General features: G+C 41.0%; 12 protein-coding genes. 3 read left to right on the top strand and 9 right to left on the bottom strand.

The features are described 5' to 3' along the window. Positions 1-6 precede the first annotated feature (6 nt). The 6 genes from ACMZOO_RS05015 to ACMZOO_RS04990 form a co-directional block, all read right to left on the bottom strand. On the bottom strand, positions 7-3,105 hold the full coding sequence (locus ACMZOO_RS05015) for an efflux RND transporter permease subunit (protein WP_440905663.1): 3,099 nt from the start codon (positions 3,103-3,105) through the stop codon (positions 7-9). Continuing rightward, entirely contained in the window at positions 3,098-4,180 is a 1,083-nt protein-coding gene (locus tag ACMZOO_RS05010; protein WP_440905662.1) for an efflux RND transporter periplasmic adaptor subunit, read from the bottom strand. Before ACMZOO_RS05010 ends, ACMZOO_RS05015 begins: the two co-directional genes overlap by 8 nt. Positions 4,181-4,296: 116 nt before the next feature. Beyond that, a complete protein-coding gene (locus ACMZOO_RS05005; protein WP_440905661.1) occupies positions 4,297-5,202 on the bottom strand; it encodes an AraC family transcriptional regulator N-terminal domain-containing protein in 906 nt (301 codons plus the stop codon). A 23-nt stretch (positions 5,203-5,225) separates the two neighbouring features. Next, positions 5,226-5,870 (bottom strand): flavodoxin family protein, encoded by a 645-nt coding sequence (locus ACMZOO_RS05000; protein ID WP_440905660.1) that lies wholly within the window; start codon positions 5,868-5,870, stop codon positions 5,226-5,228. A 31-nt stretch (positions 5,871-5,901) separates the two neighbouring features. Further along, positions 5,902-6,849: an alpha/beta hydrolase gene (locus tag ACMZOO_RS04995; RefSeq protein ID WP_440905659.1), complete on the bottom strand. Its 948-nt coding sequence runs from the start codon at positions 6,847-6,849 to the stop codon at positions 5,902-5,904. A gap of 27 nt (positions 6,850-6,876) precedes the next feature. Further along, positions 6,877-7,794: an alpha/beta hydrolase gene (locus ACMZOO_RS04990; RefSeq protein WP_440905658.1), complete on the bottom strand. Its 918-nt coding sequence runs from the start codon at positions 7,792-7,794 to the stop codon at positions 6,877-6,879. A gap of 463 nt (positions 7,795-8,257) precedes the next feature. On the opposite strand from ACMZOO_RS04990, the gene ACMZOO_RS04985 reads away from it, so the two are divergent. The 3 genes from ACMZOO_RS04985 to ACMZOO_RS04975 all read left to right on the top strand — a co-directional run bounded on the left by ACMZOO_RS04985 (position 8,258) and on the right by ACMZOO_RS04975 (position 10,434). Beyond that, on the top strand, positions 8,258-9,148 hold the full coding sequence (locus ACMZOO_RS04985) for a hypothetical protein (RefSeq protein WP_440905657.1): 891 nt from the start codon (positions 8,258-8,260) through the stop codon (positions 9,146-9,148). Between the two features lie 86 nt (positions 9,149-9,234). Further along, entirely contained in the window at positions 9,235-9,768 is a 534-nt protein-coding gene (locus ACMZOO_RS04980) for a hypothetical protein (RefSeq protein WP_440905656.1), read from the top strand. Between the two features lie 132 nt (positions 9,769-9,900). After that, positions 9,901-10,434: a hypothetical protein gene (locus ACMZOO_RS04975; RefSeq protein ID WP_440905655.1), complete on the top strand. Its 534-nt coding sequence runs from the start codon at positions 9,901-9,903 to the stop codon at positions 10,432-10,434. 164 nt (positions 10,435-10,598) lie between these two features. Here ACMZOO_RS04975 and ACMZOO_RS04970 read toward each other — a convergent pair whose 3' ends face one another. The 3 genes from ACMZOO_RS04970 to ilvC form a co-directional block, all read right to left on the bottom strand. After that, positions 10,599-11,594 (bottom strand): HD domain-containing phosphohydrolase, encoded by a 996-nt coding sequence (locus ACMZOO_RS04970; protein ID WP_440905654.1) that lies wholly within the window; start codon positions 11,592-11,594, stop codon positions 10,599-10,601. Further along, entirely contained in the window at positions 11,594-14,905 is a 3,312-nt protein-coding gene (locus ACMZOO_RS04965) for an MHYT domain-containing protein (RefSeq protein ID WP_440905653.1), read from the bottom strand. The genes ACMZOO_RS04970 and ACMZOO_RS04965 overlap by 1 nt, the downstream gene beginning before the upstream one ends. A gap of 194 nt (positions 14,906-15,099) precedes the next feature. Next, on the bottom strand, positions 15,100-16,590 hold the full coding sequence (gene ilvC / locus ACMZOO_RS04960; RefSeq protein WP_440905652.1) for a ketol-acid reductoisomerase: 1,491 nt from the start codon (positions 16,588-16,590) through the stop codon (positions 15,100-15,102). Positions 16,591-16,618: the final 28 nt, after the last annotated feature.

Below are 16,618 nucleotides of genomic sequence, written 5' to 3'. Positions count from 1 at the left end.
GACCACTTATTGCACTTGCTCAACCTGCTGCAACTCTTGTTCCAACGCCGCTTGTTCATGGCCTCTTGGTTTGTGGAATTTAGCTGTGGCTAAATACACAACAGGGGTTAAATACAAAGTAAATAACGCAGCTAAACCTAAACCGCCAAACATTACCCAACCAATGGCACTGCGTGCTTCTGCACCTGCGCCCGCGCTTAAAATAAGCGGCAAGCCACCTAGTATGGTTGAAACCATAGTCAGCGCTATAGGGCGTAAACGCACATTGGCGGCTTGTTCAATCGCTTGGCGTATATCTAAACCTTTGTCACGTAATTGGTCGGCAAACTCTACGATTAAAATGCCATTTTTGGCCATTAAACCAATCAACATTACTAAACCAATTTGCGAATAAATATTCACACTGGTATCGGTTAACCATAAAGCGTAAATTGCCGCAGCTAAACCAAAAGGTACTACAGTCATTACATTTATAGCGCTGGCAATACCTTCAAACTGCGCACACAACACCAAAAATACCACTAACAAAGCAATTGCATAAGTAAAGGCTACTTCGTTGGAGGTTTCTTCTAGTGTTTGTGCTTCGCCTAAAAATATCATGTGCACATCGTCAGGTAACACTTGTTTGGCAATATCCTGCATTTCTTGCATGGCATCAGCCAGTGGATAACCTTCAGCAACATTTGCTTTAATTTCGATAGCGCGGCGCTGCGCGTGGCGATCTAATTCAGCGGCAACGCTATTTTCTTTCATAGTCACAACACTCGAAAGGGGTAACTGACGACCGGAAGCGCTTGAAACATACAAGTTGGCTAAATCTTGTGGTGACGAAACTCGTGTTGATGAAGTTTCTAACATAATTGGAATTGATTCATCGGCAATGCTTAAATCGACCAAATCCCAGCCATCCACTACTGCGCGTAAGGTATTGGCAATTTCATTCAGCGATATACCTAAATCAGCTGCGCGGCGTCTGTCTATTTCTAATGACAATTGTGGTTGGGTAGGGCGATAAGAAATATCCGGTTGGCTGATGTGGCTACTTTGTTCATTAATTGCATCTGCCATAGCTAAAGACGCAGCATAAATATCGTTATAGTCATTGCCTAATAATGCGACTTCAATGCCTCCTACATTGCCACGAATCGCTAAACTATTTGGGCTGCCAACACGTACACGTGCGCCGGGTATTTGGCTTACTTGTTGGTTAATTTCCGCCATTACTGTTTGTTGGCTGACAGTTCTTTGCTCCCAGGGTACAAACGGCAACATCACTTGTGCACGGTTCGGATCGTAGCGCCCCACGGTTGTGAACATATCGGTAATTATGCCTTGCTGAATGTACGGCTCGGCAATGGCCTCAATTTGTTCTGCTTGGCGGGCGATATAATTTAAACCCACACCATCAGGGCCAGTTGCATCTACATACAAGACACCACGGTCTTCACTTGGTAATAGCTCGTTAGCCAGTTTTGGATAAACCCAACCAGCTGCTATTGCCGACGCTAACGCGAGTAAGAAAAACCAAATGGCGTGATTTAATACAAAGTGAATTGAGCGCCCATATAAACCTGCCAAAGCTAGGCCACAACGGGCAAGTAAATTTGGCTGCGCCGATTTTTTCGCTTTAACCAATGGGAAACGCGCAGCCATTGCTGGCACTATGGATAAAGCTACAAAAGACGAAATAATGACCGCACAGGCTAAAACAAAACCAAACTCACGGAACATTTTGCCGGCAGAACCCGGAATTAACGCAATCGGCACAAATACACTCACCAACACAGCTGTGGTTGCGATAACGGCAAATATGACTTGGCGAGTACCTAACACCGCCGCGGCTCTTGGTTTTAACCCTTGCAAACTTAAACGCTGAATGTTTTCTAATACAACTATTGCATCATCTACCACCAAACCTGTGGCTAAAACAATGGCTAATAAAGTTGTGATATTAATAGAAAAGCCCATTAACCAGATACCCGCCAAAGTGCCAACAAGCGCTAATGGAATTGCGGTACTTGGGATCAGCGTCGCGCGCAAACTACCTAAAAATAGCCATAGCGACGCAACCACTATAGTTATAGTTAAGGCTAAACTGGTTAGAACTTCACTGACTGAACTTTTAATAAAAACAGCGTTATCTGAGGTAATAGTCAGTTCAATATCGTCAAACTTATTGTTGAGCCGCTCAATTACTTGGTTTACACGGTCGGATATTTCAATGGTATTGGAGTGAGCCTGACGAATAACCCCTAAACCTATAACTGGATTCTTGTTTAGATAAACCAGCGAGTCGACATCTTCAGGGCCAAAATACACTTGTGCAACATCACCAATACGCGTAGTGCCTTTGATGATGATATTTTTAACCTGTTCTTCAGTTACTGTGGTTGCATTGGCGCGCACTAACAATTCTTGGTCTTGCGCACGAAAACTTCCGGTTGGTACATCTAGTGGTGCATCGCGCAAAACATCGGCTAAATCATTTACCGTTAATCCAAAACTGGCCAAACGCAGTGGGTTTAACACCACATGCAATACGCGTTTTCTATCGCCAAATAATGGCACATCGGCTACACCATTTATGCCAATAATTTCTGGCACTATGTCTTTTTCAATAATGCGGGTGAGTTCTTCTTGTTTTAAATGCTGGCTGGTAATGGCGATATTGATAATAGGCCGCGCATCGTCTTGCGCTTTGACTACACTGATGCGCTCAACATTGTCGGGTAATTCGCGCTGAACTTGGTTAACTGCTTCGCGCACATCTGACGCAGCCGTCATTAAATCGGTTGCCGAAGTGAACTCTGCGTGAATGCGAAAGTTATTTTCTTCACTAGATGAGCGAATATTTTTGATACCCGACACTCGCGCCATCGCACCTTCAATAATGGCAGTGACTTCGGCATCCATAGTTTCAGGTGTTGCACCGGGCAAAACACCGCGCACCGAAACAACCGGGCGGTCAACGTCCGGCAATTCACGCACTTCAACATACGAGAGTGCGGCTAAACCTGCCAGCGCAATTAATAAGTTAATAACTAAAATTAGAAAAGGGCGGCGAACGCTTAACGAGGCTAAGTCGTCTTTAATAAATTCACTCATTGCCTAATAACCTTTGTTGAACTTGCGCGGTTACGTCGGTAATTTTTTTACCTTCACGCATACGTTGAATGCCTTCTTTAACCACTATGCTGCCGCTAGGTAATTCACCTTCAACTAAAATTTCACCCTTAAGCCTTTGCACAACCACAACTGGTAAACGTGTTGCGTGTTCATCAACAATTTGCCAAACGTAAGCGCCATCTCCACCCCATTGCAAAGCGGTTTCTGGCACCAGTGGATATTCACCACCAATTAAACTCAGCATAACTTTAAAACTCATGCCCGGGCGGTATTTGTCTAGCGGGTTGTCTAACTTAGCTTGAACAGTAAAGGTACGGCTTTGTGGGTCTACGCGGCTATCAATATCCACTACATTTGCTTGTTCAATTTGGCTGGCATTTTGCCAAGGCGCTACAGCAATTTTTTGTCCGACTGCTATCTGTGGATAATAAGCTTCGGCGACCTCAAACATGATTAGCAATGCACTTCTATCGTCTAAGCTGACAATAGGTGTTTGTGTATCTATATATGCGCCCGGGTCTAGCTGAGTAATGCCTAAATGGCCGGTAAATGGGGCTTTTATTTGATGATAATCCAATAAAACTTTGGCGCGGTTTTGGGCAACTTGTGCGCTGGCAAGCTCGGTATTTGCTTCATCTAAAATAGACTGAGTAACACCACCACTGCTAATGGCTGAATGATATCTATCGTAAGTTCGTTTAGCGTCATCTAAGGTGATTTGCGCTTGTTTTAGCAATAAACTCTGTTCGCTAGAATCTAACTGCACTAAGGTTTTACCCGCCGTTACTTTGCTGCCAGCTTGCACATTAATCGAGTCGATAATACCGCTAATTCTTGGATACAAAACAACGGATTTTAATGCCCTTGAGGTACCAACTGCAGTAATGTCGACCGATTGCTGCTGCCATCTAACTGCTTGAGTTAATACAGGTTCAGCGTTAATACTTTTGCTTTTAGCTGCTGGTGTTTCTTCTGATTGGCAGGCAGATAACAACAAAATGAGGCAAGATAACCAACAGAAAGGGTGGGTGAGTTTAGACTTTAAAATAGACATAACAGGGCCTAAATAGACAAATGAAATCAAGATGTTTGCCTGCCACTATATGCTATTCATTCAGCAACTTTAATCCCCTTAAGTGTAAAAATCCTGTAAAGCTAGTTGCTATTATTTTAAACCGCTTGTTGTTTTAATCTTTGCATATCTTTTTGTGGCGGTAGCCCAAATAAACGACTGTATTCACGGCTAAACTGTGATGGACTTTCATAACCAACAACACCGCTTGCCTGATTGGCATCTAGGCCATTGACCAGCATTTGATCTCTTGCTTCTTGCAGACGCAGCGTTTTTAAATACTGCAGCGGACTAGTGCCTGTTAAGGTTTTAAAGTGTTGCCTGAAGGTTGATGCGCTCATATGTGCTTGATCGGCTAAATCATTCATTTCAATTGGCCGCATAAAATTTTGTTTAAGCCAGCTAACTACCCTAACAATATGGCTACTGGGTGAACCTTCACTGGCTAATCTGCGTAATTGTGGACCGTGTGCGCCGAGCAATAAACGGATAATTATTTCTTTTTCAAGCAAAGGAAATAAGCTTTCGCGGAACTTATCGTCATACTCCAAATTGAATAATCGGTTTAACGCGTCATTTAGCCCAACATCTATATCCTCAATGGATACAGTTTGCTGTTTGGTATCACGAGTCAAGTTAGGTAAATTAAGTTCAGCCGCGGTTTGTAAAATTTTGTTGTAATCCAACTTGAGTAACAGAGCGATAAATGGCTGATGGCGTGATGCTTGGCTAACGTGCGAAACCAAAGGTAGATCAAAGGTTGTCAGCATTGACTGCCCAGCTTTACAACTTAACACATCATTTTCAATCGAGAGTATTTTTGCGCCTTGCAATACAACCGCCAAGCTCAAGGTATATACACAATGCAGTGGCTCGGTTGTGCTATTACGAATGTGCATAGTTAACCCGTCAACGTGGCTATTATATTCACCTGGCTTTTTGGCAAATAACAAAACTTTTTGCGCCAAAGGGTTAACTAAATCTGCAAGGTTAGTATCTGGCATAATGACTCTCTTATGATTAAAACTTATTTGTTTTGAGTATCGAAGACTTTCAGCATTTCTTCGGTGGATAACTGGTCGCCCATCCGGCCTCGTTTTACAAAACGATGATTAAAAGACTTAGCGCCATTTGCTTTCACTAGGTTTTCAAAATCATCAATAAAATGCTGCTCAAACTTACTGTTAAACGTATTGAACAATACAACATCTTTACCGGTAAAGTTATTATCTTTAGCAAACTGCCAAATAGGTGGTGCCGGACTATACAGCCAAATTGGTGAACCTAGATAAACTGTATCGTATCGACCAAGTTCAATTTGTTTTGGCGTAATGCTGGCAATATTGCTTCTGGCATCCGCTAAAGCACTAAGCCATCCCGGAATACCTAATTCGTAATCTTTGGCAAAAATCTCATAGATATCTGCATTTGTTTTATCTGCAATATGCTGCGCCAGCGCTCCCGTATTACCCGAGCGCGAAAATACAATAACTGCTGTTTGAGTATCACTGTTGAGATTTTGTTGATCAGGCATAGCAGTATCGGCTTTGCCCAAACCTATGCGAGATTGATTTTTCGCAAACTGAGTATTTTCAACCCGAGTTACCCAAAGAGCGATTAAAATCAGTGAGATTAAAACAATCCCAATTAGGATTAATAACCACTTGATCATGTGTTTAAACCTCAATTTTAACTTCAGCAGATTATCCGTGTACTGACAAATGTTTGCTTAAAAAAGGCAAAATGCTTTGCATTGCGATGCCAACAGCTTCTGGGTTGTCGTACAAATCGTAATGCGACCAATTTTCTAGCTCAACCAACTGGCGGTCTTTCGAAGCAAACGACTTACCATATATTTCTTTACCGTCTCGATAACCACCAAAAGCACCAACTTTCTGGCCTATTACAGCCATCATAGGTTGAGTCATCAAAATTTCGGCAAAGGCAAAAGCATCCCAACTTAACGTTTTTTGTGCATGTGAAAATAACATGCGCGTAGCGCCACCTTCAGTCTGTCCTCGTGGTGTTTTGTAATAGTCTGTTGCTTCAAATACATCACGCTCGGTTAATCCATTTGCTTTGGCAAACTCAATACTAGGCGGCAATAACTCATTTACTTGTAACTCAGCGCCTTTAGCTTCAGCACTGCGCTGCTCGGCCATTGCCTCTAATGCTGCAAGTGGGTTAAATTCGCTAAAGGCTTCTCGAAATAATCGACCTAAGTTAACCGGCGTAATACCGATAACCGCTTTAATTCGTTTTTCCGTCAGTGCCGAGTTAAATGCATAAGCGCCACCACCACACACGCCAATTGCAGCAATGCGATTTTCATCTACATATTCAAGCGTAACTGCATAATCAATTGCACGGCTGATATCTTCCACTCGCTGAGCAGGATCTTCAACATATCTGGGTAAGCCGCCGGATTCACCCTGAAAGCTCGCGTCATATGCAATTACCACATATCCGGCGTCAGCCAAGGCTTTGCCATAAATACTGCTGGAAGTCTGTTCTTTACAGCTACCAAACGGGTGAACGCTGATGATAGCCGGATATTTTTTGCTTGGGTCAAAGTTATCAGGTGTTAACAATAAAGCGGAAATATCCCACGCCATGTCATGATTTTTAAAGCTGATTTTTTGTGATTTCATAACAATCTCTACTAAAACTGAATGTGATTAAAGAGTACGGGCAAAAAATGGAGCTAACGCGCCAATTGCTTGCTTAATTTCAGCTTCGCCATCGTATAAACTCATATGGTTTGCACCTTCAACTATATGCATGTCCTTGTCGGTAGATGCGGCTCTTTCGATTAAATCGTCACTCATCCATTTACTACCAGCTTGGCTACCAACAACTGTTAAAAGCGGCTGAGTTAAAAACGCTTCAGCTTTAAAAAATGCATCGTAACTAATAATCTGATTTAAACTTCTGGCTGTAGCAAAACCCGGCGCAGTGCAGTAAGCAGCGCGATCTGTATGGTAGTATTCCCAAGCCTGACGAAGCTCTTCGTTTGGCGCATCTTCTTCTTTTAACGGTGCCATAGGCATAGTGGCGATTTCATTACCACTGGCATCAGATGTGCGTGAATCTGAGCCAGCTTGCATGTATGGAATAGCATCACTGTCTTTAACGTTATTGTCCCAACCATTGCGGAACATTTGGCCAATATTTACCATGCTTACTGTGCCTACAGCTTTAATGCGTCTGTCATTAATTGCTGCATTTGCGGTGTAACCCCCACCGGCACAAATGCCCATTGCACCAATACGAGTGTTGTCTACATAAGGTAAAGTGGTTAAATAGTCTATCGCAGCACTGATGTCCTCAGTGCGAACATGTGGGTTTTCTAATTGGCGAGGCTCGCCGCCGCTTTCACCTTGGTAAGATGCATCGTAAGCTAGCGCAACAAAACCTTGCTCAGCCAATTTTTTAGCATAAGTACCGGCAGTTTGTTCTTTAACACCACCGCCTGGGTGAGAAACAACAATTGCAGGGTAAGTTTTGCTTTGGTCAAAATCGGTAGGCAAGTTTAATAAACCAGCCATAGTAATATTTAAGCCATTGGTGTTTGGGAAAGTTACTTTGTTCATCATTTCAATTCTCTGTTAGTTAAATATAAATTACTGCTCGTCACTGGAAATTAGTATAGGAAAGGATTGCTACTGATGTTTGCCTAAAACGACGGGGTGATTGTCAAAAATGCTGAAGTGCAGTTGGAGATGAGATTTTCTAAATACGTATAAAGCTGTGGGGAATAGGTCTAATCCCCTTGTATCTATGGTTTGAAGTTAAAGTTTAGTTGTTTGCGCAAAGTTCTAGCAACAGAACTAATATAGCATTCAGTTGTACGTCGACTATGGCAGTTACGCCAGTCTATAATTGTTGCTTGCAAACAGTTCTCTGATTTTACTATTGGAGAATATGGTTGACTTAATTTTTAGATCGACTAAGTTTTTGAAATTAGTTATTTTTATTAATGGATTTGCAAATTGACAATAATGTTGAAGAAGCGATTTCATGGTAATTTTCTATCAAACGCTCTCATGGAATAGAAGAATGAACGAAATATCTGAATTACTAAAAGCAATAGCAACTCTTTTGTGGCCTATCTTTGCGTTTGCTTCGCTATTTGTATTTAAAAAACAGATTGCTGAGGCCATCTTAAGATTTAAAAAAGGAAAGCTTCTAGGTCAAGAAATAGAGCTAAATGATTCACTGGAAAATCTCCAACGGTCAGCCTCCAAACTCTCTGAAGAAGTTTCTGCTATCCCTACAAGTGATGCAGGTAGTTCCGCGAGGATAAATTCCGAAAAAGACGACGAATCAATTATCAAAGTAATTATTCATGAAGCTGTAAGGTCACCCAAAGCCGCTTTGATATTACTAGCAACTGAAATTGAAAAGGAATCAAGGCAAATACTCGCAAGTATCGGGCTGCTAAAAAGCAGGAAAAATATTAATGTTCGGCAAGCGATAAGTGAGCTAGATAGTCACTACGGTTTGCCAAAACATATTTCTAGCAGTTTGCGCCTTTTCTGGGAAACTAGAAGCAAAATAATACATGGCGGCGAAACCAGAGAGCGCGATATTTTAAGCGCATTAGACTCAGGAGTTAGTATTCTGAAATCATTACATGCCTTACCCAAAGAAACTAATTGGGTTCATTATCCAGATGTTGAAATATATTCGGATCCTGAATGCAGAGCTCTAATTACAAAGGGCAAAGGTGTGATATTAAAGAGTACGTCTTCTAGTGGAGCAAACATATTCTATCGAATTTTTCCTACTACACAGACTCACTTCCAAAAAGGGAAAAAGGTAGCTTGGGAATGGAGCTTCGATAATACTTGGTCTGACGCGTGGTACAAAGATCCTGAAACAAGTGAAATCAAATTGGCATGGAATAGTTCTGCGGAGTTTATTGGTCGTCATTTAGACGAGCTTTAGCACTTATAAGCGCATGTTGTCGGACTAGTTTTCGGCTGTGATCCAAAACAAGCCGAAAATGCGGGTGTTAAGGATAGGTAATACGAATGAAATCTAATTTAAAATACTTTCAGAATAATCCCCCTAGATGCTTAGAGAGTTTTATTGTCAAAGCTATTGGTATTGAAAACCTTGAATATGATGGGCATGGGGAAGATTTAAACTCTGTTTTCGAAATTGAATGTAGGTGTGGAAATGAAAAATATAAAGTTAGCGGGTTTAATTGGATAAACCCTGATAATCAAAACTCGTTTTTTGTTGGCCCGTTAAGCTTGGATTGTACTGGGTGCAACAGTATTAATGAAATTTTTAATATAGAAAAACATGGATATGATTCAGAGCTCGGTCATGGATGCTACGGGGTTTCTGGAGAAGGCGAGCATTCTTATTTTGTATGTGAACTATGTGAACGTAATACATTTAAAATAATGGCGAGATTTGAATTCACGAATGACCTTTTTGATGATGATTTTCCAGAAGCTCGAGGCAAAGAAAAAGATCTATTTACGTGGTTTAGCTTACATGGAGTGTGCTCTAGCTGTTTGAATATTGTGCAGATTTGTGATTATGAATGCGCTTAAAAAACACCTAACACATATGGCTCCGTCGGTCAGTGCATTAAAAAATCTTAGCTTAGGTAGTTCTTCACTAATTTTGGTCAAGCTTCTCACGGCTCATAGCAATGCTGTGCGTAGCACCAACTAAATAAACAAATGAACATATTTATAGACACTGAATTTACTTGTTTACCGGGTGACGAGTCTCATTCTGAAATAATGTCGATAGGCATTTATTGTGAGGACGGTAGTCATTATTATGGCGTTCTTTCTGATTTTAATCAGCTTCATCATAGTCCTTTCGTGGCTGAACATGCGCTACCCCTTTTGCCACCGAACAGTACTCGGAAGCCTAAACACATCATCAGCAACGAACTGGTTAGTTTTTTAATTGGTAAAGATATAACTTCAGTTTGGGCAACATTTCCAACTGTGGAGCAACTAAAAAAACTATTCAGTGTTTCCACCGATGTTGAGTACATCTATCAAAAATATGCAGATTGGGATTACCAGCTTTTGTTGGACTTACTTGGAGAGCTGCCAAAAGGTTTTCCAACCTTTTGTAAAGATATTACACCTCTTTATAAATCATTAAAAACTTCGGAAGTGCCGGAAAATAGTCGAACTCATGATGCCCTACAAGACGCTATCTGGAACTACAAGGTATGGGAAGTTGCAACTAGCAAATAAGCGCTAAGCTAGAGCTATAAAATTGTTACGCGTGCAGATGTGTATTGCCATCTGCATAATACTTACTTAAGCAATTTAAATTATCAAAACACTGAGGCTTAATGTCGATGTCTGGGTGCTGATAAAAGGTTATTTCAGCTACTTCTGATTGAAGCTGCTTACTTTTAAACTTCTTGCCACTTTTCTTTTATTGCTAAAAATTCCGGCAAGTGTTTTAACAGCTCATCAACTAATTTAGGGTCAAAGTGAATGCCACTTTGTGATTGAACAAATCCAACAGTTTTTTCGATTGACCAAGCTTTTTTGTACGGACGTTCACTGGTTAAAGCATCAAATACATCAGCTAGGGCGACTATGCGACCTTCTAATGGAATATCTTCACCAGCCAGCCCGTTAGGGTAACCAGAACCATCCCATTTTTCGTGATGAGTTAGCGCGATTGATTGGGCTAATTTGAGCAATCCAGATTCACATTCACCTAATATTTCTGCGCCTATTTCTGGGTGTTTGCGCATTTCCGCCATTTCTTCGTCGGTTAAGCGCCCTGGTTTTTGCAGAATATTATCGGCTATACCAATTTTACCAATGTCATGCATAGGCGCTGCATGCATTATTTTATCTGCTTGAAACTCAGACAAACCTATCGCTTTGGCGAGTATTTTTGCATAGTGGCTCATGCGAATAACATGCATGCCAGTTTCATTATCTTTATATTCAGCCGCTCGACCTAATACTTGAATCACCTGCATACGCGTGCGTTTTAGCTCGTCCGCTTGTACTAAGGATAAGTGGGTTTTTACTCTGGCTTTGACTAAAGCAGGGGAAACAGGTTTGGTAATGTAGTCAACTGCACCTAACTCAAAACCCAAAGCTTCGTCTAATTCATCGTTTAATGCTGAAACAAAAATAACTGGAATGCTTGATGTATTTGTATCGGCTTTAAGCTTACGGCATACATCATAACCCGACATATTTGGCATCATAATATCGAGTAAAATCAGGTTAGGCTTTTTATCCGTGACTATTTGCAACGCATCTTCACCAGACTTGGCGAAAGTCAGTTGATAATCTTGCTGCAAAATTCCTTTGAGCACCCGCAGATTCGTAGGTTCATCATCGACAATTAAAATAGTTGGGGTCGAATTGGGTATATGACTCATTACTGCCCTCCAACGGCGTCTGATTGAATTGTTTGAATTAGCGCAAGTGCTTTTTTAAACTCAAAATCATTCAGTAGATCAATTGCTTGATCAAGTTGCTCCTTATATTTTGCGGGCGCTAACTTGAGTAGATCTGAGTTAAGTTGATCGTCAACCTGGCTCGAAAGCGCTAATTGACTGATGGTATCTAACATTTGCAAAAACTGATTGTCAGTCTGTTGAGCTACAGGTGCATCAAGGGTGTCGGTTATTTTTTCTTGCTCACATGAATGCAGCAGTTTAGCTTGGTGTTCGGCTATTTGTGAAATTAAACTCGGCAAAGTTTTACTATCACGTCGGCGCAGCGCCCTTTCTAATTGACTAAATAAACTGGTAAGTTTAGGCAGAGATAAGTTGCCTGCTATGCCTTTTATTTTGTGCGCGTAGTGTTGTAGTTCACTCCAATTTTGTTGTTCAACTAAGTTTGTTAGTTGTATATCTATATTTGGATTGTCTTGCATAAATCGCTGTATTTCAGAGAAAAATGTATTTTTATCTCCCCATAAACTAATGCCTCGTTCGATATCAATGCAGCTCACTTTCGCGTCTGCATGCGCTGGCACGGCTTCTGGTGTTATCGCTATATTGAGCACCCGAGCTATTTCTTGTTTAATTTGTAATGGATCTATCGGTTTATTGGCAAATCCATTCATACCTGCTTGTTGCGCGCGCAGTTTGTCGTTGGCCATAACACTAGCGGTTAATGCAATAATAGGTATGCTAGTTAAACCGTGTTCGGCTTCATATTTGCGCCAGGTCATACTTGCGTCTAGACCATCCATAACTGGCATCTGTATATCCATAATGACTAAGTCGTAATCGTTTTTATTGCGTAGTTTGGTCAGCGCTTGTTCACCGTTGTAACAACTGTCTATGATGTGGTCGTCACGCTCTAAAACGACGGTTAGTAAGTCGATATTTTGTTGAATATCGTCCACTAACAGAATACGAAGTTGCGGCAAGCTTACTTGGTTGCTTAGTTTAACTTTTTGTTTAGGTTTAACCCCAGGCGCTAGTGGTAAAACTATTTCGAAGGTGCTGCCTTTATTTGGCTGACTAACAACATTGATTGAGCCACCCATTAATTGGGCTAATTTAAAGCTAATGGTTGTACCTAAACCTGTGCCGCCAAATTTGCGACTAATAGACGCATCTGCTTGAGTATATGGCTCAAATATTTGTTTGATTTGTTCTGGCGACATGCCAATACCCGTATCAACTACTTTTATTGATACGGCATCGTTTTGGGCTACTTCAACTTTAACCGTGCCTGTTGGAGTAAACTTAATCGCATTACCTATAATATTGGTTAAGATTTGGCGAATTCTGTTTGGATCACCTAGATAATAAGGTAAGACGCTATCATCCATAGTGCTATATAGTTGTAAGCCTTTGTTTTGCGCTTCTAGGTATAAAGTTGAAATCACAGTATCAACTTCTTCAACTAAGCTGAAGTTAGTTTGTTCTAGCTCTAATTTGCCTTTATCAAGTTTGGCACTATCTAATACATCATTGAGTAAATAGAGTAATGAACGTGCCGAATGGTTGATGGTTTTAATGTGTTTGTGTTGTTCTAGTGGTAATTCTGAATCTAATAAGATGTCGCTAAAACCAATAATCGCATTCATAGGTGTGCGTATTTCATGACTCATATTGGCAGTAAATGCGGCACGGGCAGCGGCTGCTTGTTCGGCTTCTTCTTTGGCGATTCGCAGTTCATCTTCCATATATTTACGTTCGCTAATGTCCATAATAAAACCATCAAGGCAATTCTCACCTGTGATTGGGTCTTTGGTTAAACTACCTTGTTCTAATAACCAATGTTGCATGCCATGTTTGTCGATAATACGGTATTCAAAAGCATACAGCCCAGTCTCATTATAATAGTCAGATACGCGCTCTAAATCGTCAGGGTGGATTAAATCAGAAAAGTAACGTGTTTGATTAGGGTAGACAAAGTCAGATGCAGGGTAACCAGTAATTTTTTCGACCGCATTACTAATGTACAACATAGGCCAGCCTTCAGTGTCTAAACAACGAAATGCTATGCCTGGAATATTGGTAATGAGTGAACGGAATTTACTTTCGTTTTCTCTAAGCGCTTTTTCCATTTTTGCGCGTTCGGTTAAGTCGGAAACTATTGCAACATACAAGGTTTCACTATCAAGTTTGACGGTACCGACTGAAACACGCGCATCCACCAGATGGCCTTGTTGGTGGATTATTTGCACTTCACGGCTGCGGCCAACAAAGGCATTAACCCCAGTATGCATTTGGCTTTCAAATTCTAGCCTAAATTTTTCCGGTAAATATTCAGCAATTGATTTACCAAGCATATCTTGTTGCTTCCAGCCTAATAAGGCTTCACATGCTTGGCTGATTTCTAAAATTACACCATTTTTATCTAGGGTGAAAATAGCATCAATTGCGGTATTCATAACAGCCCGCATACGACGTTCACTGTAGGCTGATTGCTTAGATAAATCGCGAATTTTGAATAGGTAATGAGTGGCTAATACAGCGCCAATCATGACAAGGGTAACAAAACCTATGCCATAACCAAGGTACAGCGATATCTCACCAGTTTGTTTAGACAACTCTAACCCAGGTGGCAGGACAAATCGTGCTGCGGCCATGCCTGTATAGTGCATACCCGCTATCGCTAGACCCATAACGACGGCTGCCGCCAAACTTTTTATCGTTGAATTTGCATGCGGAATGGCAAGTTTGCCTATGGCAAATTTAATTGAAAGAGCCAAAACGGATAAAGTAACGGCAACTAGGATAGATAATAAAAATAACCCTAGGTCATATCTGAGCAGTGGCGCCATTTCCATAGCGGCCATACCAGTGTAATGCATTGCGCCTATGCCAGATCCAACCAGCACACCACCGATTAATAAGGTTTTACCATTTATGTTTGCACTACTGGTAATTCTTAACGCAACCCAGCTTGCAAGCAACGAGGGGATAACCGACAGAGCGGTAATTGGGATATTGTAGTCGACCGTAGTACACAACCTAAATGCTGTCATACCAATAAAGTGCATAGACCACACGCCACCTCCTAGTGCCAATGCACCAGTTGCTAGCGCCAAATTTCTTCTTAATGGACTTTTATTTGAAGCTGCATAATCAGCAATTTGTAATCCCATAAAAGAAGATAATATCGCAACTATCACAGATAGAGCGACTAACCATGGGTTGTAATCACCATCGGTCAACAAACTGTTGGTTGGGATTTCAAACAAAGTGATGATTTCTGTGAGCATGCTAAATTTTTGCCTAATTCGTAAAATGGTTATCTACACCATATGCTCATTACACCTTTTATCTCGATTGAGATCAATGAGCGCAGAAATATATTGTGAAGTGGGTGGAAAAAGTAGCTGATTTAATGGGCAGTGTTCAAATAAAAAATGCAGCCGAAGCTGCATTTTTTAAAGATTAAGTATAAAACTTAAAATTAGATTTCGTTTTTATCAACGATAGCTTTCATGTCAGTCATGTAACCACGTAATTCTTGACCAACCCACTCAACTGGGTGGTTGCGAATTTCGTCGTTAACACGTACTAATAAAGCATTGTCTACAGAGTTAGACTTAGGTGCTTTATACTGACCGATAAACGCGCTGTCTAAGTCGTTTACGAAGTCTTTTAATAAAGGTACAGCAGCGTGAGCGAATAAGTAACAACCGTATTCAGCAGTGTCAGAAATTACTACGTTCATTTCGTATAATTTTTTACGCGCAATAGTGTTAGCGATTAACGGAGTTTCATGTAGAGACTCGTAGTAAGCTGACTCGTCGATGATACCAACTTCAGTCATAGCTTCGAATGCTAATTCAACACCAGCTTTAACCATAGCAACAAATAAGATGTTGTTATCGAAGTATTCTTGCTCGTCGATAGAAGCTTCTTGAGAAGAAGATTTTTCGAAAGCTGTTTCAGCAGTTTCTGCACGCCATGTTAACAAGTTAACGTCATCATTTGCCCAGTCTTCCATCATAGTTTTAGAGAAGTGACCAGTGATGATGTCGTCCATGTGTTTACGGAACAATGGACGTAAAATGTCTTTTAACTCACCTGCTAAAGCGAAACATTCAATTTTAGCTGGGTTAGAAAGACGATCCATCATACCAGTGATGCCGCCGTATTTAAGCGCTTCAGTGATAGTTTCCCAACCGTATTGGATTAGTTTAGAAGCGTAACCTGCGTCAACACCTTCAGCTACCATTTTTTCGTAACCTAAGATAGCACCAGTTTGCAACATACCACAAAGGATAGTTTGCTCACCCATTAAGTCAGACTTAACTTCAGCAACAAATGAAGACTCAAGAACACCTGCACGGTCACCACCAGTTGCAGAAGCGTATGCTTTAGCCCACTCTAAACCGTGACCTTGTGGATCGTTTGCTGGGTGAACAGCGATTAATGTAGGAACACCGAAACCACGCTTGTATTCTTCACGTACTTCAGAACCAGGACACTTAGGTGCACACATGATTACTGTTAAGTCGTCACGAATTTGCATGCCTTCTTCAACAATGTTGAAACCGTGAGAATAAGCTAAAGTTGCACCTTGCTTCATTAATGGCATAACAGCACCAACAACCGCAGTGTGTTGTTTGTCTGGTGTTAAGTTACATACTAAATCAGCAGTAGGAATTAATTCTTCGTAAGTACCAACAGTAAAGCCGTTTTCAGTAGCGTTTTTCCAAGATTGACGCTTAGCTTCAATTGCAGATTCACGTAAAGCATAAGAAATATCTAAACCAGAATCGCGCATGTTTAAACCTTGGTTTAAACCTTGAGCACCACAACCAACGATAACAACTTTTTTGCCTTTTAATGCTTCACAACCGTTTGCGAATTCGCTACGGTCCATAAAACGACATTTACCCAATTGCTCTAACTTTTCAGCCATAGAAAGGGTATTGAAATAATTTTGACCCATCTTGATTATCCTATCGAATTTACCTGAT

The organism is Catenovulum sp. SX2, assembly GCF_052056295.1.
Classification (GTDB): domain Bacteria; phylum Pseudomonadota; class Gammaproteobacteria; order Enterobacterales; family Alteromonadaceae; genus Catenovulum.
This window is presented reverse-complemented; position numbering and strand designations above follow the sequence as displayed.